The sequence below is a fragment of the Candidatus Puniceispirillum marinum IMCC1322 genome (assembly GCF_000024465.1).
GTDB lineage: Bacteria > Pseudomonadota > Alphaproteobacteria > Puniceispirillales > Puniceispirillaceae > Puniceispirillum > Puniceispirillum marinum.
The window spans coordinates 998,453-1,015,369 of sequence record NC_014010.1 but is presented as its reverse complement, the minus strand read 5'-3'; the positions used below and the strand labels follow the sequence as shown (position 1 = coordinate 1,015,369).

16 protein-coding genes are annotated in these 16,917 nt (G+C 49.9%); 13 read left to right on the top strand and 3 right to left on the bottom strand.

Annotated elements, in window-relative coordinates; genetic code table 11:
• Nucleotides 1-10: 10 nt before the first annotated feature.
• Nucleotides 11-445: an Lrp/AsnC family transcriptional regulator gene (locus tag SAR116_RS04910; protein ID WP_013045836.1), complete on the bottom strand. Its 435-nt coding sequence runs from the start codon at nucleotides 443-445 to the stop codon at nucleotides 11-13.
• A gap of 154 nt (nucleotides 446-599) precedes the next feature.
• Between SAR116_RS04910 and SAR116_RS04905 the strand changes: the two genes are divergently transcribed.
• The 7 genes from SAR116_RS04905 (at nucleotide 600) to SAR116_RS04875 (ending at nucleotide 8,661) form a co-directional block, all read left to right on the top strand.
• Nucleotides 600-3,881, top strand: coding sequence for an L-glutamate gamma-semialdehyde dehydrogenase (locus SAR116_RS04905; RefSeq protein WP_013045835.1), 3,282 nt, complete (start codon nucleotides 600-602; stop codon nucleotides 3,879-3,881).
• Between the two features lie 196 nt (nucleotides 3,882-4,077).
• On the top strand, nucleotides 4,078-4,914 hold the full coding sequence (locus SAR116_RS04900) for a transporter substrate-binding domain-containing protein (protein WP_013045834.1): 837 nt from the start codon (nucleotides 4,078-4,080) through the stop codon (nucleotides 4,912-4,914).
• Between the two features lie 15 nt (nucleotides 4,915-4,929).
• Nucleotides 4,930-5,604 (top strand): amino acid ABC transporter permease, encoded by a 675-nt coding sequence (locus tag SAR116_RS04895; RefSeq protein WP_013045833.1) that lies wholly within the window; start codon nucleotides 4,930-4,932, stop codon nucleotides 5,602-5,604.
• Complete coding sequence (locus SAR116_RS04890) at nucleotides 5,601-6,266, top strand: amino acid ABC transporter permease (protein WP_013045832.1); 666 nt, start codon at nucleotides 5,601-5,603, stop codon at nucleotides 6,264-6,266. Before SAR116_RS04895 ends, SAR116_RS04890 begins: the two co-directional genes overlap by 4 nt.
• 2 nt (nucleotides 6,267-6,268) lie before the next feature.
• Complete coding sequence (locus tag SAR116_RS04885) at nucleotides 6,269-7,039, top strand: amino acid ABC transporter ATP-binding protein (RefSeq protein ID WP_013045831.1); 771 nt, start codon at nucleotides 6,269-6,271, stop codon at nucleotides 7,037-7,039.
• A gap of 11 nt (nucleotides 7,040-7,050) precedes the next feature.
• Nucleotides 7,051-7,974, top strand: a complete 924-nt coding sequence (locus tag SAR116_RS04880) for an aminotransferase class IV (RefSeq protein ID WP_013045830.1) — start codon at nucleotides 7,051-7,053, stop codon at nucleotides 7,972-7,974.
• 3 nt (nucleotides 7,975-7,977) lie between these two features.
• Nucleotides 7,978-8,661, top strand: coding sequence for a GntR family transcriptional regulator (locus SAR116_RS04875; RefSeq protein ID WP_013045829.1), 684 nt, complete (start codon nucleotides 7,978-7,980; stop codon nucleotides 8,659-8,661).
• 73 nt (nucleotides 8,662-8,734) lie between these two features.
• Here the strand turns inward: SAR116_RS04875 and SAR116_RS04870 are convergent, their stop codons facing one another.
• Entirely contained in the window at nucleotides 8,735-9,865 is a 1,131-nt protein-coding gene (locus SAR116_RS04870) for an acyltransferase family protein (protein ID WP_013045828.1), read from the bottom strand.
• Between the two features lie 276 nt (nucleotides 9,866-10,141).
• Here SAR116_RS04870 and SAR116_RS04865 point away from each other — a divergent pair, with 276 nt between their 5' ends.
• Nucleotides 10,142-10,540 carry a phosphate-starvation-inducible protein PsiE gene (locus SAR116_RS04865; RefSeq protein ID WP_013045827.1) on the top strand — a complete coding sequence of 133 codons (399 nt, stop codon included), beginning with the start codon at nucleotides 10,142-10,144 and terminating at the stop codon, nucleotides 10,538-10,540.
• A 27-nt stretch (nucleotides 10,541-10,567) separates the two neighbouring features.
• Here the strand turns inward: SAR116_RS04865 and SAR116_RS04860 are convergent, their stop codons facing one another.
• Nucleotides 10,568-11,110, bottom strand: a complete 543-nt coding sequence (locus tag SAR116_RS04860; RefSeq protein WP_013045826.1) for a 2OG-Fe(II) oxygenase — start codon at nucleotides 11,108-11,110, stop codon at nucleotides 10,568-10,570.
• A 377-nt stretch (nucleotides 11,111-11,487) separates the two neighbouring features.
• Here SAR116_RS04860 and SAR116_RS04855 point away from each other — a divergent pair, with 377 nt between their 5' ends.
• Genes SAR116_RS04855 through SAR116_RS04835 form a run of 5 tightly spaced genes read left to right on the top strand, consistent with a single transcriptional unit; the run spans nucleotide 11,488 to nucleotide 16,843 of the window.
• Nucleotides 11,488-13,071, top strand: coding sequence for an ABC transporter substrate-binding protein (locus SAR116_RS04855; RefSeq protein WP_013045824.1), 1,584 nt, complete (start codon nucleotides 11,488-11,490; stop codon nucleotides 13,069-13,071).
• Nucleotides 13,072-13,123: 52 nt separating this feature from the next.
• Nucleotides 13,124-14,110, top strand: coding sequence for an ABC transporter permease (locus SAR116_RS04850; RefSeq protein WP_013045823.1), 987 nt, complete (start codon nucleotides 13,124-13,126; stop codon nucleotides 14,108-14,110).
• Nucleotides 14,107-15,084: an ABC transporter permease gene (locus SAR116_RS04845; protein WP_013045822.1), complete on the top strand. Its 978-nt coding sequence runs from the start codon at nucleotides 14,107-14,109 to the stop codon at nucleotides 15,082-15,084. Before SAR116_RS04850 ends, SAR116_RS04845 begins: the two co-directional genes overlap by 4 nt.
• Nucleotides 15,084-16,031 (top strand): ABC transporter ATP-binding protein, encoded by a 948-nt coding sequence (locus SAR116_RS04840; RefSeq protein WP_013045821.1) that lies wholly within the window; start codon nucleotides 15,084-15,086, stop codon nucleotides 16,029-16,031. The genes SAR116_RS04845 and SAR116_RS04840 overlap by 1 nt, the downstream gene beginning before the upstream one ends.
• Entirely contained in the window at nucleotides 16,028-16,843 is an 816-nt protein-coding gene (locus SAR116_RS04835; RefSeq protein WP_013045820.1) for an ATP-binding cassette domain-containing protein, read from the top strand. The genes SAR116_RS04840 and SAR116_RS04835 overlap by 4 nt, the downstream gene beginning before the upstream one ends.
• The last annotated feature ends 74 nt before the right edge of the window (nucleotides 16,844-16,917 follow it).

Below are 16,917 nucleotides of genomic sequence, written 5' to 3'. Positions count from 1 at the left end.
TCGCCAGTCGTTACTCGCAGACCGTCTCCATCGATACAAAGGTTGATGTTGACGCGACATGCGGCAGAGATGAAATCTTTTCGGCCAATTCGATGCGATAGCTACGGATATCGCGGGTGCGGACTTTCAACAGATAATCAAAATTACCAGCAATCATATGGCATTGTTCGACGGTTTTGAGTTGCCGGACGGCGCCATTGAAGGCCGCCAGCGCTTCGGCGCGCGTGTCGGATAACGTGACCTGGATAAAGGCGACATGATCCTGATCGATCTTGGCAAAATCCAACTGCGCAACATAGCCACGGATAAAGCCTTCCTTTTCGAGTTTTTTGATCCGTGCCTGTAATGGCGATGGAGATAGGCCCACTTCATCGGATAAGGCTTTCAACGTTGTTTTGCTGTCGATGGCAAGCTTGTCGAGAATTTTACGGTCAATCAGATCCACGGTAATTTATCCTGTATTTTGTTAAAATAAAGAATATTAAAAAAATAAATACATAAAAATAAGAATAATAAACTGTATTATACATAAATACAGGATAAAGAAAAACACTCTTCTTGGTAAGATAGGAGATAAACCAAAGCTATAAGGGATAGATATGCACGGCGTACATTCTGTATCAGACGATGTATCATGGGGCGCGGGCGTCTTTCCGGCAGTGGCGCCGGTACCCGATGAGGATGCGCTTGTGTCTGGCTTTTGTCGAAATCCGGTTCTGGACAACGCAAGCCGCGATACTGTGCTCGAACAGGCCCGACAGATTGTCGCTGTGGCGCGCGATGCTGGCAGCCTGTTTTCGGCAGAAAAGATAATGGCTGTGTATAAATTATCTACCGCCGAGGGACGCATGATCATGGAAATGGCCGAAGCTCTGCTTCGTGTTCCCGATGCCGCAACGCGTGACTTTCTGATTTTTGACAAGCTGGCTTCGGGACATTGGCTTGATGCAGATGCCACCGGCTTTGTTCGGGGTCTGGAGACGGCACTAGAACTGGCCAGTGGTATTGTCCGCGGACAACGTGACAAGGGGCTCAAAGCCATGGTGTCAAAGCTGGGTGTTCCGGCTGTGCGCCGCGCGATTGAAACCGCCATGCGGCAGATGGGTGGACAGTTTGTTTTTGCTGAAACCATCGAAGCGGCTGTTACGCATCTTAATGATGGTGATAAACTATACTCCTTCGACATGCTGGGTGAAGCTGCGCGCTCGGCAGATGATTGCGATCGCTATTTTGCCGCTTATGCGCATGCTATTGCCTGTGCTGGTGCCAAAGCCAAGGCAGATGATGTCAATCACAATAGCGGTGTGTCGGTCAAGTTGTCTGCGCTATCGTGCCGGTTGCAGACTCGTTACTGGTCAGCCAGCTGTAATGCGCTAATCGATAGGGTGGTGCAATTGGCACTAGCGGCGCGTCAGCATAATATCCCACTGACCATCGATGCTGAAGAATATAGCAGGCTGAAACCCAGCCTATATGTTTATGAACGCCTGTTGGCGCATCCGCAATTACGTGGCTGGTCTGGTATAGGCATTGTGGTTCAGGCCTATGCCCGCCATGCTGGCGCCGTGATCGATTGGCTGGAACAACAGGCACAACGTCATGCTGTCCGCATACCTGTAAGGTTGGTCAAAGGCGCCTATTGGGATACGGAAATCAAGATTGCCCAGGAAAAGGGGCTCGCTGATTTCCCTGTCTATACGTCAAAGAATCACACCGATCTGGCCTATCTGGCACATGCTAAACGCCTGATGACAGCGTCGCAGCATTTCCTGCCACAATTTGCCAGCCATAATGCCTATACGCTGGCGGCGGTAACCCATCTGGCTCATAGCATCAAGCCAGCTTCCTATGAGTTACAAAAGCTTCACGGCATGGGTGATGCGGTACATAATGAGCTCAGCAAGATTACCTCGGCACCGCTTCGTGTATATGCGCCGGTGGGCTGTCATCAAGATTTGCTTGCCTATCTTGTTCGCCGGATTCTGGAGAATGGCGCGAGTTCTTCCTTTATGAACAAGCTGGCGGATGTTCAGGTTGGTATCGAGGATTTAGTAACTGATCCCTATACCAAGATCGATAACGCTAAGGCTTTACTGGCAACGGGCGTGCAGATGTTTGCACCATGGCGCCAAAACAGTCGTGGATTTGATGAAGAAGATGTCGAGTCTGTGCGTGGCTTTGCCAAAGCTATTGCGTCACCTGATATGCCCTCCCGACCAGATCAAGCAAGCCGTGAAGATGTTGCTATCGCATTTGATCAGGCGGATAATGCGTCATGGCAACATTTGTCAGCACCACAGCGCGCTGACATAGTTGATCATATTGCTGACCATTATGAACAGGCAGCAGACAGGCTTTATCATCTGCTTGTGCATGAAGCGGGCAAAACCATTGATGATGCCGTAGGTGAAGTGCGTGAGGCGGTTGATTTCTGTCGCTATTATGCTGTGCAGACGCGGCAGTTAGGTGCCAATTCCCGGGCGCGGGGTACGGTTGTTGCTATTTCGCCTTGGAATTTCCCACTGGCTATTTTTACCGGACAGGTCGTGGCGGCCTTGGCGGCTGGTAATGCGGTGTTGGCAAAACCGGCCGCACAAACCCCGCGGATTGCGGCCTTGGCCATCTCGCTGATGTATAAAGCCGGGGTGCCAGACGATGCCTTGCACCTGTTATGCGGTGGCGGTGCGGTTGGGGACATGCTGACCAAGGCGGGACAGGCCGATATGGTGGTCTTTACCGGTTCAACCGCGACCGCCAAGATTATCGAGGGGGCTATCGCCCAGTCTGGCAAGCCACATGCGCCGCTTATTGCCGAGACAGGCGGACTCAACGCAATGATTGTTGATGCTTCAGCTCTACTTGAACGCGCGGTTGATGATATTTTGACCTCGGCTTTTCGCTCGGCAGGACAACGATGTTCTGCGTTGCGGATACTTTATATTCAGGACGATATTGCCGCTGATTTAATCAGCATGATCAGCGCGGCGGCGGCGATGCTAAAGGTTGGTGATGCTGCCGATATGGACACCGACATTGGCCCGATCATTGATCAGGATGCCAAAACGCGGATCGATCAGCATGTGGCCGCGGCACGGCATGATGGTCGTCTGGTCTGGCAAGGCACAGCGCCTACTTTGGGGTGTTTTTGCGCGCCATCGATTATCAAGCTTGCCGGTATCGAGAGTCTGGAAAGCGAAATTTTTGGTCCGGTTCTGCATGTCGCCACCTATAAGGCTGGCGACGAGGCCAATGTCGTTGAGGCGATAAACAAATCTGGTTACGGGTTAACCTTTGCCATGCACAGCCGCATTGACGCCAATATCAAAGCTGTCAGCGACATGATCAATGTCGGTAATGTCTATATAAACCGTAATCAGATTGGAGCCGTTGTTGGCGCACAGCCTTTCGGCGGACATGGGTTATCAGGAACCGGGCCAAAGGCTGGTGGGGGTGCCTATCTGCGGGCTTTCATGACGATGCCGGAAACGAGCCATAGTGGTGATGCAATGTTGTCTCCGGTGCTACTGCCGGGGCCGTCAGGTGAGCGTAATAGCTATAGCATCATGCCGCGCCATGGTACGGTGCTTGTCTGTCATCCGGATGCACAAACCCGTGGCCGCCTATCACAGATCGCACGTGACCATGGCAATAGCGTGCAGGAAGTTACGGCGATACCGGATCATGACAATTTCGACGTGGTGATAACGCATGTCGATCATCATGTCGATCTGGCGGCATTGCGCAAGGCGCTGCATCGTTCTAGCCAGCGGGTGATCCCTTTCATCACCGATCAGGGCGGCCATGTATGGCTGCAACAGGAAAAGCATATCTGCCGTGATATGACCGCGTCAGGTGGCAATATCGATTTGCTGATGCGCTAGGGTTTTGAATTACATCTGGGGTTTTGCCGATGCTATATTGATATGCTGCGTCCGGTATTGATGCGCCGCAAATACTTCATACTGCTCATTGACATTAGAATTTCTTATTTGATGATTGTTGACAATCATCAAATACCTATGATTAGCTAGATCATTAAGTTCGAAACGAAATAATCAGGGGGAAAGGAGACAACTCATGAAGCTCAACCGTCGATCATTTACAATGGTTGCCAGTGCAACTGTTGCAACAATTGGATTATCAGGAGTAATGCCAGCATTCGCTGCAGGATCAATGTCGTCAATCAAATCACGCGGCTCTTTAAGAGTAGGGGTTACGCAGGCACCGCCTTGGTATTCGAAAGATCCAGCCACTGGCAAATGGACATCTGGAGTTGGTGTCTCAGCAGGTATGGCCATGGCGGCCGCGCTTGGTGTTGAGTTTGAGCCTGTCGAGGTTACCTGGGGCACGGCTGTTGCCGCGTTGCAGAGTAACAAGATCGATATTATGTTTGTGTTGGATGCCACGGCAAAACGAAAGGAAGCGGCTGACTTTCCGGTATCACCATTGTTGTTCTATTCACTTGCCGTTATGGCAAGAGAAGATCTGGACGTGTCAAGCTGGCAGGATCTAAATAAGGCAGGCATCAAGATTTCCGTGCCTCAGGCCACCAGCATGGATGCATTTCTGACCGAAAATACTGGTAATGCAGATATTCAGCGTTATCCGGGCAATACCGAAGCTATTGCCGCTTTCCAGTCAGGCCGCGTTGACGCTGTCTGCTTGTTCCATCCGCCATTGATTGCCGCGCGCAAACGTTTGGGTCGCGGCAAGATTATTGTGCCAACACCGACAAAGTCGAATCCAACCAGTGCCGCGGTTCGTAAGGGCGATACCGAATTTGTAAATTTTGTCGATGGCCAATTGAAGAGTTGGTATGAGTCACGACAAATTCAGACTTGGTATGAAGATTTTCTAAGTGGTTTCGGGTTGGATCCAAAAGCGGCTCCCGCCATCGTCAAAGAACTTCTGTAGCCCTGTTTAAATTCTATGTATGAATGGGACTTTATACCTGTATTAACGGAAACTGGTTTTTTACTTGCCGGTTTCCGTAACACCTTGGTGTTGACGGCGACGGCCTTGTCAGGGGGGCTTGTGGTCGGTCTTGTCTTGGCATTCGCGCGTTTGTCATCCCGCCGTTGGGTAAGGTTTCCCGCAGATGTAATTATTGAGGTGTTTCGCACCACGCCGCCTCTGGTTCAGTTATTCTGGTTCTTCTTTGGCTTGCCTATTGTACTGGCGGTAGAGATGACACCCTTTCTTGCCGCTGCACTTACATTCACCATTCAAAGTGGTGCGTTTTTTGCTGAAATATTTCGCGCTGGAATCGTATCGATTGAACATGGTCAATGGGAAGCCGCCAAAGCAATTGGCATGAGATATAATCAGGCTATGCGCCGCATCATTCTGCCGCAGGCTGTCAAACGCATGTTCCCCTCGATGATGGAACGTTCGATCGAATTGATGAAAACCACAACGCTTGTGGCGACTGTGTCATACGCTGATCTGTTGTTTCAGGCCAATGAACTCGCGCAGAAAACATTCCGCCCACTTGAAGTCTTTACAGTGGTGGCGCTGATTTACTTTGTGACCATTTCTATTTTCAGCTTCCTAGCTTCACGCTTCGAACGGCGCCTTACCCGTTCGGGGGAATTTTCACTATGACATATTATTGGAATTTTCAGAGTGTTTTTGACAATTGGTGGGCTTTGGCAGTGGGGCTTGGTGGCACGCTTCGGCTTTTCATAGTCTGTCTGATCTTGGGTATGAGTCTTGGCTTATTTGTAGCGCTTGGACGGCGGTCACGAACCAAAGCTGTGCGTTGGGCATCAACAGCCTTTGTCGAGTTTTTTCGCAATACGCCCGTGCTTGTACAGATATTGTGGTTCTATTATGCCTTGCCAATCCTCGCACCTGTTGAGATCAGTCCCTTTATTGCCGCTATTTTAGGCATTTCATTGAATTCGGCGGCATATTCGGCAGAAATTTACCGTGGCGGTATTCAGTCGATTGAACCAGGCCAGTGGGAGGCGGCAAAAGCCATCGGCATGAACGGATTACAAGTTCTACGCAGAATTGTCTTACCTCAAGCTATCCGGCGCATCGTGCCCGCACTTACCAACAGGGGGATAGAAATTTTCAAGATGTCAACATTGGCTTCGGTTGTGGCATATGTCGAAATGCTTCAGCAAGGTAAGTTGATTGCATCGCTCAACTTCAACCCCCTTGAGGTCTACACTGTTGTGGCCGCGCTGTTTATGATAATATTGTATCCTTTGGTTCGTGTAACCTACGCTGTCGAGCGTCATCTTTCGAGGAGTGACTAGGTATGACGCAACCATTACTCAAACTGTCCGGTCTTGGAAAATCATTCAGCGAAAACAGAGTCTTTTCTGGGATTGATCTGCAAGTTGAGGCAGGAGACCGTATCGCAATAATAGGTGCTTCCGGGTCTGGAAAAAGCACGCTTCTGCGTTGCATAAATGCGCTGGAAAAACCTGATCAGGGCTTGATTGAATTTGGCAATATTAGCTTGGCAACGGGTCAGGCCAATGGACAAGCATATAAAGAAAAGGATCTATGCGCGTTACGCCAGCGCGTCGGCATGGTTTTTCAACAATTTAATTTATTTCCACATATGACTGTTGTTGGCAATGTGAGTGAAGGTCTTGTGACGGTTCGTGGGATGAGCAAGCCAGAAGCAAAAGCCTTGGCCATAGGTGAGCTACGGCGCGTTGGTCTGGAGGATAAGGCAGACGCCTATCCATCACATCTATCTGGAGGTCAGAAGCAGCGTGTTGCAATCGCACGCGCCTTGGCGATGAGTCCGGAAATTTTGCTTTTTGACGAACCAACATCAGCGCTTGACCCTAATCTGGTTGGCGAAGTTCTGGGTGTTATCGAACAGTTGGCGAATGAGGGTAGAACGATGCTTCTTGTTACCCATGAAATTGGGTTTGCCTATCATGTAGCCAATCGTATCGTATTTCTGGCAGATGGAGGCATCTATGAAACCGGAACACCTGATGAGGTGCTGAAAAACCCGAAAGGCCACCTAACCCAGCAGTTTTTAGCCGATCACCAACGTTTTCAATTTTGACAAGGCCCATCATGTCTAATCAATCCAGTGCCCAAGGTTATCTTCCTGATCCGCGAAATGAAAACGTGCTTGTCTATGTTAATGGGGACCTTGTCCCCAGACATGAGGCCAGCATATCGGTCTTTGACAGCGGCTTTGTGTTGGGCGATGGCATATGGGAGGGGCTACGCCTGAAGAATGGGCGTATTTTGCAGCTTGAGGCGCATCTTGACCGGTTGTTTGAAGGGGCGACATCAATTGCGCTCGATATCGGGCGTAGTCGTGAAGAATTGAAACAGGCTTTAAATGAAACGCTAAAAGCCAATGATATGCATGATGGCGTTCATATCCGTCTTATGATTTCACGGGGGCTGAAAAGCACCCCTAATCAGGATCCAAGATTTGTCATTGGCAAAGCAACGCTGATCATTGTGGCCGAGTTCAAGACGCCGCGCCCAGAATCAAAGCAAAAGGGTCTGATACTATTCACCTCTACGTTTCGAACCAGTGGCCCTGATGTGTTCGATTTACGGCTGAATTCGCATAGCCGGCTTAATTTGATTCAGGCTTTGATTCAGGCGATTAATGCGGGTGCCGATGAAGCTGTTATGCTTGACCCGCGTGGCTTTGTCGCCAGTTGCAATTCTACCAATTTATTTATTGTACGTGGTCGGGAAATATGGACATCGACCGGTCAGTTTTCATTTAAGGGTCTGACACAACGCGCTGTCATTGATAGCTGGCAAGCGCAAGGTGAGACAGCGAAGGAAAAAGACTTTACACTTGCTGAATGTTATTCCGCTGATGAGATGTTTGTTACAGGTACACTTGGCGGCGTGACCCCGGTTGTTAAAATGGATGGTAGGGTGATTGGGGTAGGCGCTCCAGGGCCAGTTACAGCGTCTGTAAGCGCGGCTTATCATGACTGGTTGATGCAACGTGAACAGGATACATAGCTTATGCATGGTATAGTTAAAAAAGATGCAGACATGCTTTTGCCAGTTCGGCGGGAAACTTTTGGTGATCAGATTGTCTCCAATCTCAAGCGCGCAATTTTAAGTGGTGAGATCGAAGGCGGTTCGCAAATCACCGAAACCCAGCTGGCATCTAGGTTTGGGGTGAGTCGTGGTCCATTGCGCGAGGCTATGGCGCAATTGGCAACCGAAGGTCTCATTCATTCAGTGCCCTTTACGGGAACCCGCGTCATTAAGTTATCTGTGATGGATGTACGCGAGATTTATTCTCTTAGAACGGCACTCGAAACCCTTGCATTTCAGGAAATTTGGGACAAGCGCGATCACGCTTTTGCCGAAGAACTGGAATCCCGCCATTCGCGGTTGATGGACACGCTCAAGATAGATGATCATGTGGCGTCAAGCGAGGCCGAGGTAGGGCTTCATTCGCTTGTATATGAGCGTTGTGGTCATAAATTGCTTTTGGAAAGCTGGCAACGTGTGGCGGGTCGCCTACAACTCTATCTTGCGCTTCATCAACGTGCGCATGGCCGGACAGGCCCCATAGAGGACGCGCACGAAAACTATCTAACGCTAGCTATGTGTGATGATTTTGAATTGATGCGCAAAGAAATTGAAAGCCATATGCGCCGAGGTGTTAACCAGTTGGAAAATTATGTCGCTCTCTAGAGCCTATGACGGGTGACTGGCTGTAACGATCAGCAAATAGTCATCAAAGTCAGCAACTTTACATGATTGAACGCTATCTAGTGTGCTGGCCAAAAGGCAGTTTCAGCCAGGATTTACGGTACCCATTTATGATCCAGCTCAGCGGTGTGAATTTGATCAAGACATAATAGCCGATCATGCTGATAACAAAGGTTGCGATGATAGTGCCCGATACGACCATTAGCTGGCTAAAACCCTGACCGATCAGGATCGCGCTGACCAGCATGGCGGGCACCAGATGCAGTATATAAACTGGATATGATAGCTCAACCAGCCACCGGATCAGGGCGGTGCTATGTGTAACCAGCGCGTGACTTGCGCCTAGCATGAACATACACCACAGCACAGCGCTACTGGCGGCAAAGACCGACCCCAGAAGCGTATCAGTGAGGCTGATATCGGGGGATCGCCGATGTCCGAAAAAACCATCGACATATTGGAATGTCAGTATAAAGGCGCCAACCGCGAATAGCCCGACTATCATCAGGTTAGACCGGCGGCTTAGCGGTGCCAGCAGATCACGCCGGATATAGAGCGCGGCACCCACCAGAAAGCAGCGGGCAAAATAGATCAAGCCACCAAATTTGATATCGATATAGGTTTCGGCAATGCGGATTGCACCACCATCTAACTGGTCACAGAGCATCCGCACAGGAATCAGCGCTAATAACAGAGCTGTAAATAGACCATTGCTAACACGCCATGCGGCTACGCCTTCAGATGCTGGCCGCATCATAGCCCAGATAATCGAGGCCAGAAAGGTTATGATGATAAGATAGTAAAGGAACCAGAAATGATTCAATTGACCCGCGAAGTGACCATCTAGCATATCCATCAGGCTGGCAAATATAATCATCGTTAATCCAAGCCGCACAAACCTGTCTTTGAACAGATAGCCAGGCCCGCGGCGCTCAAACACCATCAAAGCAAAAAAACCCGAGATCATGAAAAACACTGGCATCCGCCAGTTATGTGTCCATTGTGTCAGAATTTGCAGCCATAATTCCATCTTAGGGATCATATCGGTCGAAATGCCGAATTCCCTGAATCCGTCAGCCATTTCGGGAATGTAATAGATAATAGGCGCGTGAAAAACGATCCCCAACAGCATCGCCACCGCGCGTAATAGATCAAGCCCATGATAGCGTGTTGTCTCGGTTGTCATGAACCATTCCCACTCATAAAGTAAATACTATCTTATATGCTTTATCATAAAATCTCTTTGTACCAAGGCAAGCGGTATTCTGGCGCACGGTTATGAAAATCGGTAACGCGCGCCTGGTCTGGGCGGGACGTGATCGATGATCACTTATCAAGATGCAACTTGATCTGAGGGTTGACCTTGGCGTTAGAGTCATCAACCATAGGGAACAGTTTGTGCGCGCTAGACACATCTGACCGCAGGACATATCAATTTCAAAAAGTTTCAAAGGTGGTACTTATGTTTGAAAAGAAGATATCAATTGGAATCAAGTATATTGAAAAAGGTCTGTTGACCTTGATCGCCATCCTGACGGTCATTGCCACGTTTCAGGAAATAAACATCATCTTCCAAGCAGGTAAAGTTAATCTTGCCGATTTGCTGCTTCTGTTTATCTATACAGAGGTATTGGGCATGATCGGGATTTTCTTTGCCAGCAACCGCATTCCAATCACCTTGCCATTGTTCATTGCGATGACTGCACTTGCGCGTTTGATTATCCTTCAGGGCAAGGAAATGGAACCGATCACGCTGGTTTATGAAGCAGGTGCCATTCTGATTATTGCGCTTGGCTGTCTGGTTGTGCGTTACCGGCCAGCAAATCAATATCGATACCAGAATGACGAGGGCGATGATTAGGGGTGTCTATTGCCAGACTATCGCCATCTATCGCCATCGGGGGCCCTTAAACCAGGCGACCAATGACCGTCTTGTCCCCATGGTAACGGGGCAAATTCGGTGTCGAAGATAAGACGGGAAAATCAGAATAGTGCCTTTGGATGCAAAATCGGCATTGGTTTTGACGTCATCAAACTCAAATAGGCCGCCTTCATATTCTGACGGGTCACTAAGTTGAACCGTAATCGACAGTTTCCTGTCTGACTGGCTTGATCCGTTCCATTGCACATCATGGTGCCAGTCATAATGCCCAGCCTTGGCGGCATGATATTCGGTGAATTGTATCTCGGCATCATTCTGCACATCAACGTCAAAGGCCTTGGCATTGGCCTGCTGGACATAGTCCCACAGCAGATCTTGCACCCATTGGTCTGGCATCCAGCGGATTGTGCTGCTTCGCATATCTTGCATGGATTCGGCAGTCGAAAAGATGGTCGCATCGCGGGCGGGCTGGCACAGGGCGGCAGTGGTGATGCTATCGATCTGTTCGTGGGTCAGCGCCGCTGGCCACAGCTGGTACAACTCACGCATTGATGGGGTTCATTTTTAAACGTGGCATTACGGCACTTCCTTCATCTATGACAGCGTCTTGTTCATATGGTGAGGCACAATATCGCTTTCACTGGTCATTTCCAAGACTGGTCATTTCCAAGACTGGTCATTTCCAAGACTGGTCTTTTCCAAGACTGGTCATTTTCAAGACTGGTTATTTCCAAGATATGTCAGAACTCAGCTAACCTGAACTGGGCTAATATAGGGTCACTATGGGGTGCATGGCCTCTACAGGCTGTACTTTTACGACGCTATCTATCGGAAAATAAGACCTAAATAATAAACCGCTTGTAAAGCATCCCCCAAAGCGCAAAAGTAGTGAGTAAAATTTGCATCAAAGACTTTGGGAGATAACAATGAAATTTCTAAAAACAGGCATCGTTGTCGCGGCCATTACTGGCATGGCGATTTCGGCTGCCAATGCACAAACGCTTCGCTGGGCGCGGTCTGGTGACTCGCTTACGCTTGATCCACATGCCCAGAATGAAGGCCCGACACATACACTTGCACACCAGATTTATGAACCGCTTTTACAGCGTGACATGGCTGGTCAGATCACACAGGGTCTTGCTACATCCTGGAAAGCACTGGCAGATAATCCGAATGTGTGGCGTTTTAACCTGCGCAAAGGTGTAAAATTCCATGACGGTTCTGATTTCACCGCCGATGATGCTGTTTACAGCTTCAAGCGCGCGATGATGCCAACTTCGGCCATGAAAGAACTGCTGACCAGCGTCAAGGATGTCCGAAAGATTGACGATCATACGATTGATATGGAAACCAATGGGGCAAACCCGCTGCTGATCAATAACCTGACCAATCTGTTCATGATGGATAGTGGCTGGACCGAAGCGAATGGTGCATCTACCCCACAGGATGTGGCAGCTGGCGAAACCACATTTGCGTCTCAGAACACCAATGGAACGGGCGCGTTTGTTCTGACAAGCCGTACGCCTGACCAGAAGACCGTGTTGAAAGCCAATCCGAATTACTGGGGTAAAGGTACATTCCCGCTAGAGGTTAGCGAGATCATCTTTACACCTATCCAGTCGGCGGCGACCCGTGTTGCTGCATTGCTATCAGGTGAAGTCGATTTCATTCAGGACGTACCGGTACAGGATCTAAAGCGTGTTGGTAGCCAGTCAGGTCTGAAAGTTGTGACAGCGGCGCAAAACCGCGTGATCTTCTTTGGCATGAATAGTGGCCTTGCTGATCTGAAGACAGATAATGTCGAAGGCAAGAACCCGTTTGCCGATGTGCGTGTGCGCCGCGCCATGAACATCGCGATCAATCGTGATGCGATCAAGCAAGTCGTCATGCGTGACCAATCATCACCGACAAATGTTATCATGCCACCTTTCGTCAATGGCTGGACAGCCGCGCTTGACAAGATTCCGGCTCATGATGTAGCTGCAGCAAAAAAGCTATTGGCTGATGCTGGATATGCCGATGGGTTTTCGGTCACATTGAATTGCCCGAATGACCGCTACATCAATGACGAAGCAATCTGTCTGGCTGCGGTTGGTATGTTTGGCCAGATTGGTATCAAGGTAAATCTTGACGCCAAACCAAAAGCCCAGCATTTCCCGCTTATCCAGAACAAGACGACTGAGTTCTATATGCTGGGATGGGGTGTGCCAACATTTGACTCGCATTACATTTTCAACTTCCTTGTGCATGGCACCACCGACAAGCGTGGGTCATGGAACAACACCGGCTATGATAATGCCGCGGTGAATGACATGATTGTCAGCTTGGAATCTGAAACTGATCTTGCTGTGCGTGATGCCACTATCGGTAAAATATGGGCGCAGATTCAGGAAGACCAGATATATCTTCCGATCCACAATCAGGTGTTGAACTGGGGCATGAAAGACGGCATCACATTTGATGTGCAGCCAGAAGACCAGCCGCATTTCAAATATTTGTCTTTCAACTAAGATCATTTAAAGGAGGCGGAAATCCGCCTCCTTTTATGTACCGGTTCCCGTCATGTTGATTATTCTGCTCCGCCGACTTTATCAGGCGATTTTTGTGCTATTGCTTGTGGCATTGATTTCGTTCTGTATCTTTCGTTTTGTTGGCAACCCTGTTGACAATATCCTTGGCCAGGAAGCGACCGTTGAAGACCGTAATGAATTGATTGACCGGATGGGGCTAGATGATCCGGTGATCGTTCAATATGGGCGCTTTATCTGGAATGCCGTGCGTGGTGAATTTGGTATTTCCTATCGTACGGCAGAACCGGTATCGGCACTGATTGCCGAACGCTTGCCAGCAACCTTGGAGCTGGCCTTTGTATCGGCTTTCTTTGCTTTGTTTTTTGGTGTCATTCTTGGCGTCTATACCGCCGTCCGACGACAGGGTTTTTCGGCGCATTTTATCATGACAGCTTCGCTTGTTGGCGTGTCCTTGCCGACCTTTCTGATCGGGGTGTTATTGATCTGGCTATTCGCGGTCGAGCTTGGCTGGCTGCCTTCATTTGGTCGCGGCGATACCATCATGATCGGTGCATGGGAAACTGGACTTTTCACCATATCCGGACTGAAATCGATCATTCTACCGGCGGTGACGCTGGGGCTTTACCAGATGACATTAATCATGCGGCTTGTCCGTTCGGAGATGCTTGAGGTTCTGCGGCAGGATTTCATTAAATTTGCGCGCGCCCGCGGCCTTACTGAAAGAATGATCCTGTTCCGTCATGCGCTGAAAAACACACTTGTTCCGGTGACCACGGTAGCGGGTCTGCAGATTGGTTCGATCGTTGCCTTTGCCATCATCACCGAAACGGTCTTTCAATGGCCGGGGGTAGGTCTGATGTTTATCAATGCTGTATATTTTGTCGATGTGCCGGTTATGTCGGCCTATCTGCTTCTTGTTGGCACCCTATTTGTTATCATTAATTTTATTGTCGATATGCTGTATTTCCTTATTGATCCGCGCATCAAACAGGATCCGCTGAACAGAGGTGGATCATGAGCGGAACCCAAAAAACATCTCGCCAAAAAACATCTCGCCAAGAAACATCTCGCCAAGAAACATCACGGCTTTCACGCTTTCTGGATAGTGACTTTTTCTTTGATTATCGCCGTGCGCCTGTCACGATCATTGCATCGGTTGTTGTCGCGCTGTTGATTTTCGTTGCGGTGATGGCGCCATTTGTTGCGCCAAGTAATCCTTTTGATCCGACATCGATAAATTTGATGAACGGCTTTACCCCGCCGATGGATCCGAATGCCTTTACCGGCGAGGTGTTTCTGCTAGGCACCGATGATCAGGGGCGGGATCTGCTTTCGGCGATTATCTATGGCCTCAGAATTTCGCTGTTTGTCGGGCTAATGTCGGTATTGCTGGCGATGGGCATTGGCGTCAGCCTTGGCTTACTAGCAGGCTATGTTGGTGGCTGGATTGATAATGTTATCATGCGCTGTGCCGATATCCAGATGACCTTTCCGTCAATCCTGATTGCGATGCTGATTTTTGGCGTCATGCGCGGGGTTATTCCACCTGATCTGCGCGATGAAATGGCGGTCATTGTGCTGATACTGGCAATCGGCCTGTCCGAATGGGTGCCATTTGCCCGAACTGTGCGGGCGACAACGCTGGTTGAAAAGGAAAAGGAATATGTGCAGGCGGCGCGTATCATCGGCCTGAACCGCATTCAGATCATGTGGCGTCATATTCTGCCAAATGTGCTGGGGCCGGTCTTTGTCATTTCGACGATCACGCTGGCTTTGGCGATTATTGCCGAGGCCACATTGTCTTTTCTGGGTGTTGGTGCGCCGCCAACCGAGCCAAGCCTTGGCACCTTGATCCGTATTGGTCAGGATTTCCTGTTTTCCGGTGAATGGTGGATTTTGCTATTTCCGGCGGCGACATTGCTGGCTTTGGCGCTATCGGTCAATTTGCTTGGCGATTGGCTGAAAGACACCCTGAATCCGAGGTTGAAATAATGGCGCCATTACTTGAAATTACTGATCTTAACGTCGTGTTTCAGACCCGCCGTAAAGCGCTGAAAGCCATTGATAATCTGTCGGTCTCGATGGAGGCGGGCGAGATTCTGGGCTTTGTAGGTGAATCCGGTGCTGGTAAATCGGTTACCGGTGCCGCGATCATGGGGCTGATTGATCCGCCTGGTTATATAGCCAGTGGCGAGATCAAGCTGAAAGGCCGACCGGTAGCCGACTATGGCTCCAATCTGCGTGGCAAGGAAGTGGGCATGATCTTTCAAGACCCGCTAACCAGCCTCAACCCGTTGCGCACCATTGGCGATCAGCTTACCGAAACGATCCAGCATAATCTTGATCTCAGCCCGACCGAAGCGCGCAACAAGGCGGTTGCTGGCCTAGGCGAAGTCGGTATCGACCCTGACCGGTTTCATTCCTATCCGCATGAGTTTTCAGGCGGTATGCGCCAACGTGTGGTGATTGCGCTGGCGCTGGCGGCAGAACCCGATCTGATCATCGCTGATGAGCCCACCACCGCGCTTGATGTTTCGATTCAGGCACAGGTACTCGATCTCTTGCGCTCGGTATGTCAAAAGCGCCGCGCCTCGGTTATTCTCATCACCCATGATATGGGCGTCATTTCGCAAACCACTGACCGTGTCGCGGTTCTATATGCTGGCCGGATGATGGAAATTGGCAGTACCAGTGATGTTATAAAGCAGCCACGCCATCCCTATACCAAAGGCCTGATTGCCTCAACACCGGTTTTGGATCATGTCAGCGTTGACAGCACCTTGCCACAGATACCGGGCGCGATGCCGTCGCTCGATGCCTTGCCAGACGGATGCCGGTTTCATCCGCGTTGCGGTGATTGCAAACCCCGATGCCGCACTATAATACCTGTCTTTGAAGATCAAATAGCATGTCATCTATTCACAGGAGCCAGCGCATGACCACGCCCATGGTAGTCTGCGAACATCTGACCAAACGCTTTGATCTGTCTGATCCATGGCTGGTGCGCAAGCTGACCGGTATGCCAAAGCGCGAACTGGTTGCGGTTGATGCGGTCAGCTTTGAAATTCCACGCGGTAAAACCTATGCGCTGGTTGGTGAAAGCGGCTCGGGCAAATCAACCATAGCCCGCATGGTTGTGGGTTTGATGCGGCCGGATGCAGGCGGTGTGACGATCAATGGTCATAATCTGAATACCAGCCAGGATGCGGTCTCGTTGCAGGCCGTGCGGCAGACTTTGCAGATGGTGTTCCAGTCGCCTTATTCGTCACTCAATCCACGCTGGCGGGTAAATGACATTCTGCTTGAACCGATCCGCGCGTTTGATTTGATCAGCGATGAACAGGGCCAGAACCGGCGCGTGCGCGAATTGCTCGATCAGGTGGGTCTGTCACCGTCTGACGCGGCCAAATATCCGCATGAATTTTCCGGCGGCCAGCGGCAACGCATTTCGATTGCCCGCGGGCTGGCATCAGATCCGGCTTTCATGGTGTGCGATGAACCGACCTCGGCACTCGATGTGTCGGTACAGGCACAGGTGCTAAATCTGCTCAAAGAGCTACAGCGCGAATTGGGGCTGACCTATCTGTTCATTTCGCATGATATGGCGGTGGTGCGGGTGATGGCGCATCATATTGGCGTGCTGAAACATGGCCGTCTGGTGGAAGCGAATGTAGCGGAAACGCTGTTTCGTAACCCGCAAGAGAGCTATACAAAGACCCTGATCGACGCCACGCCAAAGGTTATGGTTTAGGGAGGTTATGGTTTAGGGGATGGTGGGATCACATATAATCCACATATTGCTTAAACCTTCGTAACAACTATTTT